Origin of the sequence: Dapis hubbardiae BLCC-M172 (assembly GCF_050016015.1) — a bacterium.
Lineage (GTDB): Bacteria > Cyanobacteriota > Cyanobacteriia > Cyanobacteriales > Microcoleaceae > Trichodesmium.
In genome coordinates, this window is the sequence record NZ_JBNHEQ010000215.1 from 50,491 (window position 1) to 60,453 (window position 9,963).

Here is a 9,963-nt window from a genome sequence, read left to right on the forward strand (position 1 = left end):
TTGACTAAGAGTTCTGATTTAGTTTCTGTTGATTTATTAATTAGGGTTATTTGAGGAATTTCTGTTTTTTCCAAAACATCTAAAGCTAAAAAATCAGTAAATTCTTTATCAGAACCAGAAGATGATTTTGTAACTTCTTTAACCTTTAATAAACCAGAAAATTCTAAATTTACTTCTGCTTCCGACCAAGATTTACTCAACAAATTATTGCTACTACCAAATAATTGTTGTGAAGACAAACTAGACCCTAACTCTAAAAAAGATTTGGCAGAAGAAAGTTGAGCAAATTGTGTTTTTGAATTAATTGATAGAGAAATAAAATTAGTATCTATATCAGTTTCTGATATTTGAGCATTAGCAGACTTTGAGATTCCAAAACTTGTTGAAGCAGCAAAGATGGCCACTAAAAACGGAGACAAGCGCATATAATTACTATCCCGTACAATCCACACACCAGTGAAATTTTCATACAAACCGTAAAATTGTACACTATTGAGGGTTATCTCAAACTTTCTGAGCTAAAATCCTTTCAAGAACTTGTTGATAGGCGGTTTCTACGTTACCAAGATCCCGACGGAATCGGTCTTTGTCCATAACTCGCTGGTTTGGGTCTGTTTGAGATTGGTCCCAAAGTCGGCAGCTATCTGGACTTATTTCATCTGCCAAAATCAAATTTTCATGTTTATCTAGGCCAAATTCGATTTTGAAGTCCACAAGAGTAATTTGGCATTGGTTAAAGAAATTTATCAGCAAGTCATTAATTTTCAGGGCAAAAGTCCGTATTTGTTCTAATTGTTCTGGGGTAGCTAGTTCTAATAGTAAGAGGCGATCGCGTGTTAGAAGTGGGTCTTGCAAGCTATCATTTTTATAACAATATTCTACTAAGGGAAATTTCAAGATAGTTCCTTCTGTTAATCCAGTTTGTCGGCAAAGACTACCAGCAGCAATATTTCTCACAATCACTTCTATAGGTAAAATTGTCACCCTTTTAACTCGCATTTGATCTGGTGCTGGACAGTCAATCAAATGAGTAGGTATACTATTAGCTTCCAGTAGCTTAAATATATGACTGGAAATAGTACAGTTAATCTTACCTTTCCCTGTTATTGTGCCTTTTTTTTGAGCATTAAAGGCTGTAGCATCATCCTTAAAATAAGTCAGAAATATTTCTGGGTCGTCAGTAGTATAGAGAATTTTAGCTTTGCCTTCGTAAATTTTTTGATTAGATGACATAAAAATTTTTTACTAGGGAATAAAAATAGACTGATGAGTAATAATTACTCTTTTATGTGCTTATCATAATATAAGTTTAATGTCAATATTTTCATGGCAATTTTAGAGCTATATCTGTGCTTGATTTTGATGTCACGTTTCTCAAACTGGCTGAGATACAAAAGTTTCCAATTTTAAGGAACACTGAATCTGAGAATAGAATAGCGGAGAGAAAAAAATACTGTACCTGATTAATAAGCTGTTAGGCATTTAAACCACTTATGTGTTGTATGCCTAGTTAAGAAAAAAACCCTTATTAATTTTGACTTTTGAATGCATGACTTTTGACTTGCTAATACGCATTTAACATGCGTATTAGCTTAGGAGAACTACTATACATAACATAGTGGTTCATTGCTAAATTATTTCTTTGGTTAAACCATGACTAAAATAGGAAAACAAAACATAGAGAATAGGCTCAAAATAAAATAGTTTGCTCAATGGACAGATAACAATATTTGATTAAATAGACATCTCCGATAATTAAACATCAAATCAATTATCCTACAGAAATAATCAATTGTTTCCCCCTACTCCCTACTCCCTACTCCCTACTCCCTCTTTTCCGGAGAGGTCTAATAAAATTAATATTAAATTAATATTAAATGTCTTGTCCTAGGCAATCTTTTCTGAGAGGATAAATTTAAGATATCAGGGGTTATAAAATCATAATTGAGGAATAGAAAATGAAACAGATGATGACTTGGACAAAATCTGTAGCAATGAGTACCTTATTATCTATTGCTGCTGTTTCTGGTATTGGTCTTACTTCTATAGCAGCAGTATCATCTCAAAAGACTCCCATTGTTGATGAGTCAGTAACTACACTTCCCACTGAAACTCAACCTGAAGATAAACTTGCTCACCACTATCGTCGCAGGTATTATGGTGGGTCTCATGGTCGGTATTATGGCAGATGTCGTCGAGTAGCAACTCGTTATCGAAACTTGCGTGTCAGAACATATCCTTGGGGTCGGGTTATAAACGCATTATATCCTGGTGCTCGTGTCCGTGTTATTGGCTACCATCATGGTTGGGCAAGAATCTCATACCCTCATTATGGTTATGTATATGCTCGTTATTTGAGATATTGTTAAATTTGATCAAATAAATGTTGCCAGGGATGATCGCGGATGACCGAGAGTTATACCTCTACCGCGAAATTCCTAGCATTTTTAATTTCCCATATCAAAAGTATTTAAGCGTTAATAAAAACCATACTTTTCTAAGTAGGTGAACATAAATAAAAGTAACAAGCTTAGGGCGGGTTTAATAGACTACATTCCTTTTATGTAAAGTCTTTTAGTCAAACCCGCCCCTACAATTTTTACAATATTTAATTAAACCTACTTACCAATAGATAATTGATAATTAATCAATCTGGCTTTATTGCCTATCCTAATAATCAATTATCTTAATAAATAGACATCTCCGAAAAAGATATAGATTTTTTACGGTAGTAGGGAACAGGGAACAGGGAACAGGGAACAGGTAAGATATTTTTACAAAAAAGGCAGGAAAAATGATTTTTTATGGTGAATTTTTCCTTCTTTAACTGCTCTAAGTAAGAGGTTTATTTATTTTCCGGAGATGTTGAATCAATAACAATAGTTGTAACCGTGCTTAAATTTGTTTTTTCCCTCATAAAAAAACAGGTAAAATTTGCTGTGTCTAAATTAATTCAATAATCTGCATAATGCTAAGAATTGTGTCAAAAAAACTTTGATGACAATACACAGATACAATCAATAATAATGAAGCAGCCAAAACATAAGCTACTAAGAAAAAAAGGAGTCAATAGTGAGCGATTCAATTAATGAATTACTAGATGAACTACCTAGTAATAATCTTACAGTAAAAACACTCAATGCTCTAGATTTTGTGGTTCCGGGGGAGTGGGAAAATGTAGTAGGTTTTAACCAAACTATTGAAGTAATTACAGGCGAGTCAGATGCAGACAGAATTCTAGATATCGGCAATAAAGCGATCGAGCTATACAATGATGCCGATAATGGATATCAGGGAGCTATGTGGTATTACAACCTAGTTGATAATGTAGACGGTGCCCTGGCAGCAGCAGCTATGGCCGAAATAGTTAGTGAAAAAATACCCTTTTTAAGTTTTTTAGGTAGCTTAACTCCCAAAGCTGACACAACTCAATCTGTTGACTTATGTCTGAAAATTGTAGCAGAGTTGATAGCTTATAGTAAACTTAATGGTCTACCCATTCTCGATCCAGGAGAATTTGTCACAAACCTAACTGAGGAGTATAGTGGTCCATCTCTAATGCGAATGGCGGCTTTGGTTTCTCTTGATGGTTTGGTGCCTTTGGGTCCAGACTTCCTGCAAAAAGTACAAGATACCCTGGATGGAGAGGGTGAAAGTGCTTTTGCGGATAATGCAGTTTTTGGAGCTATTAGCGATGCTATTCCTGGAGATGACAAATTTGGCTTTATTGCTAATACTTTCGGAGCAGTTAATGGGTGGATGGAGAACTTAGTCGGCTCGGTTGGTTTAACACCAGAAGGCATTTTTGAGGGTATTGGTGGGTTTATCGACTTTTCCGATGATGCTTTAGACTTGGTAGCTGCATTTCTGGATAAGAGTACAAACTACTTCCAACATACAGGTACTCAGTCCGTAGCTCGAAAGTTAATACAGCAAGCAGCAGAAGAAGCATAGGCTTAAGGAAGTCAGAAGTTATTTTTGTAATGGGGATTGGAGTAGCCCTCTAAAATGCGCCTTATTATGGTAGGGTTTGGGGGCTTCCTGAACCCTACCTACGCTTTTCCCTGCTCCGTAAATATCTTCAAAAAAAGCATTAGATGTGTCCCTGCCGTGATAATATAAAGTGTTAGCCTTTTTACGCTAAAATTCCGCTCCTGAATAAATAATTTTAGGAGTGAGTTTTCTATTGGTTACAAGACCCCGCCCTTAAAAAGCGGTTAGCGGTCAGCAATCAGCAGTCAGCAGTAAAGGTAAGACCGGGGATTTAAACCCCTAAAGGCACCAACAGGTTTATAGAAACCGGGGATGTTTTACCAGAGCTGCTAAAAGCTGTTAACGCAGTTCCGACCCATGAGGCTAGCTGTTTGCGGAGCATTCCGTGAGGAAATGCTAAAAGCTAATAGCTAGTTAAGGACGGAGTTTAAATAAAGTCAGTAGACGTATAAATATAGCATCTGCCAGGTAATAATTATGAATGATTCAATTCGCTTTCTCTTATGTGCGCCCGACCACTACGATGTGGACTATGTAATTAATCCTTGGATGGAGGGCAACATCCATAAATCTTCCCGCGATCGCTCCGTTGAACAATGGCATAAACTCCACGAGATTATTAAAGAACACGCTATTGTAGACCTAGTACCACCCCAAAAAGGTTGGCCTGACATGGTATTTACCGCTAATGCAGGTCTAGTTCTGGGAAACACCGTTGTTATTAGCCGTTTCTACCACAAAGAACGTCAAGGAGAAGAACCCTACTTCAAAGAATGGTTCCTCAACCAAGGCTTTATCGTTCACGAACTCCCTAAAGACCTACCCTTTGAAGGAGCGGGAGATGCTCTTCTAGACAGAGAAGGTCGTTACCTCTGGGCAGGATATGGCTTCCGTTCCGAACTCGACTCCCACCCACTTCTAGCAAAATGGCTCGACATTGAAGTGTTATCTCTGCGACTCATAGACGAGCGTTTCTACCATCTAGATACTTGCTTCTGTCCTCTAACTGGTGGTTACTTACTCTATTATCCACCCGCATTCGACTCCTACTCCAACCGTCTAATTGAAATGCGAGTGCCACCAGAAAAACGAATTATTGTGGCAGAAGGAGATGCGGTAAACTTTGCCTGCAATGCAGTTAATATTAATCAAACTATGATTATGAACAAGGTTAGTGATGAATTGAAATCAGCTCTTACCGAAGCAGGTTTTAACGTTATTGAAACACCTTTGACTGAGTTCCTAAAAGCAGGTGGTGCAGCAAAATGTCTTACCCTCCGAGTCACAGAACCAATTATACCCGATCATCAAGCTAAAGTGCTGGTCGAAAGTCGTACTGTGCGGATGGAAGGACATTTACTTGATTCTGGTTTAATTAATCAAGCTTTAGACTTAATAGTTGAAGGTGGTGGTAGTTTCAAAGTTCTCAACTTTAATCTGGGAGAACAACGTCAAAGCACTTCCCTTGCTGAAGTAAAAGTTTCTGCACCTTCCCATGAAGTCATGGAAGAAATAATGAGTCAGCTTATTGACATTGGTGCAGTCATTCCCACTGAAGATGTACAGGATGCTAAATTGGAGCCAGTAGAACAAAATGGTGTTGCTCCTGATGATTTTTATGTTACTACTATTTATCCCACTGAAGTTAGAGTAAAAGGTCAGTGGATACGAGTGCAAAATCAAAGGATGGATGGAGCGATCGCTATTACTGAGGTAGATGGTCATATTCAAGCCAAATGTAAAGTTATCAGGGATGTAAAATTTGGCGAACAGGTAGTAGTAGATGTGGTAGGTATTCGCACTATCCGTAAAACAGAATCCCGTGAAAAGCGAAACAAAGAAGAGTTCAGCTTTATGTCTGCGGGTGTTTCTAGCGAACGTCGTGTAGAGTTGGTAGTTGAACAAGTCGCCTGGGAATTACGGCAAATTCGCGATCGCGGAGGTAAGGTAGTAGTTACCGCAGGTCCGGTTGTGATTCACACTGGGGGTAGTGAACATTTAGCAAGTTTGATTCGTCAGGGATATGTACAAGCTTTGTTAGGTGGTAATGCGATAGCAGTTCACGATATTGAACAATCACTGATGGGAACTTCTCTCGGTGTCGATATGAAACAGGGAGTTGCAGTACATGGTGGACATCGACATCATTTGAAGACTATTAATACTATTCGCCGTTGTGGTAGTATTCCTAAAGCAGTTGAGACTGGTGTTCTTACGAATGGGATAATGTATGAGTGTGTTAAGAATAATGTGCCGTTTGTTTTAGCTGGTTCAATTCGTGATGACGGACCTCTACCTGATACTCAAATGGATTTGATTAAGGCGCAGGAAGAATACGGTGAGTTGTTGAAAGGTGCTGACATGGTTTTGATGTTGTCAACTATGTTGCACTCTATTGGGGTAGGGAATATGACACCTGCTGGAGTGAAGATGGTTTGTGTGGATATTAATCCAGCAGTGGTAACTAAATTGAGCGATCGTGGTTCCGTTGAATCTATAGGTGTGGTGACAGATGTTGGTTTGTTCCTCAGTTTATTGATTACACAATTGGAGCAATTGACGAGTCCTTATTCTTTAGCTCAAGTGTAAGCTTAGGAGTTGGGAACTAAAGCTATTTGTAGTGGACTGACACATCTAAAATGGTGGATTATTATTGGGGACTGGTTCATCTGATTGAATGTTGTTGCCCCAATAATTTAATGTGGAACCCGCCTCTACTGTTGCAAAATTTTAGGCGTGTCACGCTAGTAGTGAACCGACAAAAATAGTGCATTCATTGGGGGCGGGTTCATATGATTGAATGTTGTCGCCCTAATAATTTAACTCCGACTCTCTCCGTGTAATACTTTACCCTAGATTGCTTCTCGCCTCAATCTGGCGATTTGTTGGAACTCCCATCCAAATCTTGTCTCGGTCTGGGAGTTGATTGATCTGTTGTTGAAACCAAGCTTCAAACTTTTCCTGAAGCAATCGCTGGCGGGTAAAATTATTCAACTGTGCTGGAATCAACTTTTCAACGCGGATAATAACATACAGTTCTCCCAGGCGGATCGGTGGCCGGACTACACCGATTTGAGCTTGGCTGCTGTAGAGAATATTGGCAAGAGTTGGATGCAGAGTCCCTAGCTCAACTGGCCCCATCAGTCCACCAGTCCCTGCTTCTGGACCTTCGGAATATTGACGAGCCAGTTCGGCAAAGGATTGCTCTCCTTCTTCAAGGCGAAAATATAGTTCGTAGGCAAATCCTCCGTTTTTAGTCCGAATTAAGGAATAAATAACGCTATCTAGCTGGCTTTTGCGTTTGAGAAAGTAACGTTCTAGTTGACTTCCCCAAGTAGCTTGTTTAAATTTTTCCACTCTCAGCTTGCGCGTTGCCAGCCCTTCTAACTGTTCTTGGCTCATGCCGTATTGCTCCCGCCACCCCTGCTTTTCGGCTTCTGAGGTTAGCTCCCAATGTCGATAAAACTCCTGGGAAGCTTGTGCTGTCTCCTCCGGTGTACAGCGAATAGGGGCAATTGCTCCGTCAATAATGCTTTCGCAGATAAATTGGGGAATGAGCTTGTAACTCGCAAGCAGGGGAATTATTTGTTCAGTGGTTAGAGAGCGATCGCCAAGTTGTAAAGTAGTCATATCTGCTTGCCTCCCATAACAAAAACCGCGTTGCTGGGTTAATATTTGAATAGGGCTAATGGTACTTAGACATTTTTTCTCCAAGAAAATGTCTAAAAGTCAGTCTAGACAAGGGAATTACATCGATGCCCTAAAAATGGCTAAAACCCTTGGTAATTAAGGATTTATTCCTTTTTGGGTAAAAGCATTTGCCTGTCTATATTTGAGCTTATTTTATGCTTCATGGTAATAATTATACTCCACATTAGCAATGTCACCAACAGGAGCATTAAAGCTCTGTAAGGGCGTATGAGAATACGCCCTTACTTTCTTTTGAACTTCTTAATAAACTTCTAAAACTTAACCAAGCACCCGTCTAAGGTCAAAACTTACTTCATAGTTAGTATTGCCACTATACTGGTAAACTTGGAGGAAGTAGTCACCAGGTGGAATATCAGTAATTGATTCTGGTGTAGTACCCCAATTGTTTGAATACTTAAAAACTTCGTCGGCTAAATCAACTATATCGTTGTTGTTTAGGTCTTGAATTACTCGGATATCAGCATCATAGCTTTCTGGGTAAAGACTGATATTAGCTCGATAGGTATCTGAGCCCAAAGGTTGTGGTACAGAGAAAGCGTAGGTATCAACAGTGTCACTGTCACCTACTGAGTTTTCGAGGAGCCAATGCCAACCCCTGTCAAAATCTACCTGATAACCAGTAGGTACAGATATTAGATTAGGAGCATCGTATGCGCCAGGAGAGATTGGAGTCGCGGATATGTCTAGATTGTAGTCCAAGTCACCATCAAAACCTGTAGAATAGGCACGGACTCTGGCAAAATAGGTACCAGGAGTGGCTCGGTAATTAATGCCATCATCGCTGTTTCGCCATTCTAGAGAACTAGCAAGTTGTTGATCATTATTTACATCAAACACACCATTACCATTAGTGTCCTCATAGAAATATAAATTGGCATCATCACCTATACCTTGACCCACACCCACAATGGGAACATCAATCTGGAGGTTAAGATTGATACTACTGGTCTCATTGATACTAAAACTATAGACACGTTCACTTCCATTTCGATTAAGTTGATGGCTAAAAGATTTAGGTGCAACTCCTAAAGGGATGGTTTGATTTCCAGGATCGGGAACAACAGGATTGGGATCGCCAGGATCGGGATCGCCAGCACCGAAAACTGCAGTCCAATAGTGCTGCCTGTTTACTGAGCCACTATCATTTGGCAAATAGTAGTAGCCAACACCAATATGTTCCAGATCCGGATTCAGAATGGTTTCACGATGACCCTGATCACTATTCATCCAACCTCGAACAAGATCCTCTGGTGTAGTATAACCTGCCCCGATGTTCTCTGCTATCCTTGACCCTTGATAACCTGCTGCTGTAGCGCGCTCGCCAGATGTAAGACCATTATTTGGGTTCCTATGGTCAAAAAAGTCCTGATCACCCATATCTTGGCTGTGGCCTTCTGCCGCATTATCTAATTCTAAGTGCCATGAAAGGCGACTCAACCCTGCGTTACTACGTTCTTGATTAATTAAATTGAAAACTTGTAGCTCGTTTTGATCTATAGTCATTGTTATTATCCTCCGTTGCTCGAATAATAATGCTGTTGCTGTAGGAGGGTAGGTAGATGCCTACTTTTCCTATCAGCTTTGTATCCCTCTCAACCTCAAAGATGCTAATCTTGGAAAAATACCTAACCAAAAGTCAGTTGATAGTTGGTATCACCACTATATTGATCAACTTGAAGGAAGTAGTCTCTACTGCTCAAGCTGCTACCTTTGTGCTGGTCTTATGCTTCCCTCCACGTCAGTTTCGAGTCTCGGAATGTCCTCCCGTGACTAAATATCTCGTTTGCAAAGTATCAACAAAATACTTTTACTCTTGTCTTCAGTTGAGTGCGTCTTGTCTGCGAGGCGAATGTACTACCGCAGTCAGTAACAAACCTTGGGGATAAACTAAAACATCACGCTATTCCAGTAGTTGCCCCTTTTTCCTGTGGTTTCTACTGAGAGCTGATTCATAAACTAAATATTAAAAGAGCTGCTCTGCTATCTACTAATGTCATTGCGAGGGGGCGGAGAAAGTCATTATGTTAGTTTACCCAGTCATTAATCCCCGTGGCAATCTTTGGCATAGCAGTCAACTTACGATATTGCGTCGGCTGAAAATATGCTTTCTCCAGGAGGCTAACTTGTTCCATTGTCGCCTCGCAATTGACTTTACCAAGCTTTCTTTATATCATCTTTATAAACTAGCTCTGACTATCAATCAATTAACGGGACTTTAGCAAATTTCAAGCCCAAACAAATCCCAAACTCTCTTTATGA

General features: G+C 39.6%; 8 protein-coding genes. 4 read left to right on the top strand and 4 right to left on the bottom strand.

Features of this window, described 5'->3' with window-relative positions:
• Positions 1-452, bottom strand: a 452-nt coding sequence (locus ACP6PK_RS20045; RefSeq protein WP_426562045.1) for a hypothetical protein, incomplete at its 3' end; no start/stop codon positions are given.
• Between the two features lie 52 nt (positions 453-504).
• Complete coding sequence (gene purC / locus ACP6PK_RS20050; RefSeq protein ID WP_094678437.1) at positions 505-1,233, bottom strand: phosphoribosylaminoimidazolesuccinocarboxamide synthase; 729 nt, start codon at positions 1,231-1,233, stop codon at positions 505-507.
• 725 nt (positions 1,234-1,958) lie between these two features.
• Here purC and ACP6PK_RS20055 point away from each other — a divergent pair.
• The 3 genes from ACP6PK_RS20055 to argZ all read left to right on the top strand — a co-directional run bounded on the left by ACP6PK_RS20055 (position 1,959) and on the right by argZ (position 6,582).
• Positions 1,959-2,369, top strand: a complete 411-nt coding sequence (locus tag ACP6PK_RS20055) for an SH3 domain-containing protein (protein WP_426562047.1) — start codon at positions 1,959-1,961, stop codon at positions 2,367-2,369.
• Between the two features lie 703 nt (positions 2,370-3,072).
• Complete coding sequence (locus tag ACP6PK_RS20060) at positions 3,073-3,954, top strand: hypothetical protein (RefSeq protein ID WP_094678433.1); 882 nt, start codon at positions 3,073-3,075, stop codon at positions 3,952-3,954.
• A gap of 516 nt (positions 3,955-4,470) precedes the next feature.
• A complete protein-coding gene (argZ, locus tag ACP6PK_RS20065) occupies positions 4,471-6,582 on the top strand; it encodes a bifunctional arginine dihydrolase/ornithine cyclodeaminase (protein WP_426562049.1) in 2,112 nt (703 codons plus the stop codon).
• A gap of 258 nt (positions 6,583-6,840) precedes the next feature.
• Here argZ and ACP6PK_RS20070 read toward each other — a convergent pair whose 3' ends face one another.
• Both ACP6PK_RS20070 and ACP6PK_RS20075 read right to left on the bottom strand, forming a co-directional pair.
• The gene (locus ACP6PK_RS20070; RefSeq protein WP_426562051.1) at positions 6,841-7,623 is read right to left on the bottom strand and encodes a peptidylprolyl isomerase; all 783 of its coding nucleotides are present in this window, start codon (positions 7,621-7,623) and stop codon (positions 6,841-6,843) included.
• Between the two features lie 339 nt (positions 7,624-7,962).
• A complete protein-coding gene (locus ACP6PK_RS20075; protein ID WP_426562053.1) occupies positions 7,963-9,207 on the bottom strand; it encodes a CAP domain-containing protein in 1,245 nt (414 codons plus the stop codon).
• Between the two features lie 518 nt (positions 9,208-9,725).
• Here ACP6PK_RS20075 and ACP6PK_RS20080 point away from each other — a divergent pair.
• Entirely contained in the window at positions 9,726-9,923 is a 198-nt protein-coding gene (locus ACP6PK_RS20080; protein ID WP_426562055.1) for a hypothetical protein, read from the top strand.
• Positions 9,924-9,963: the final 40 nt, after the last annotated feature.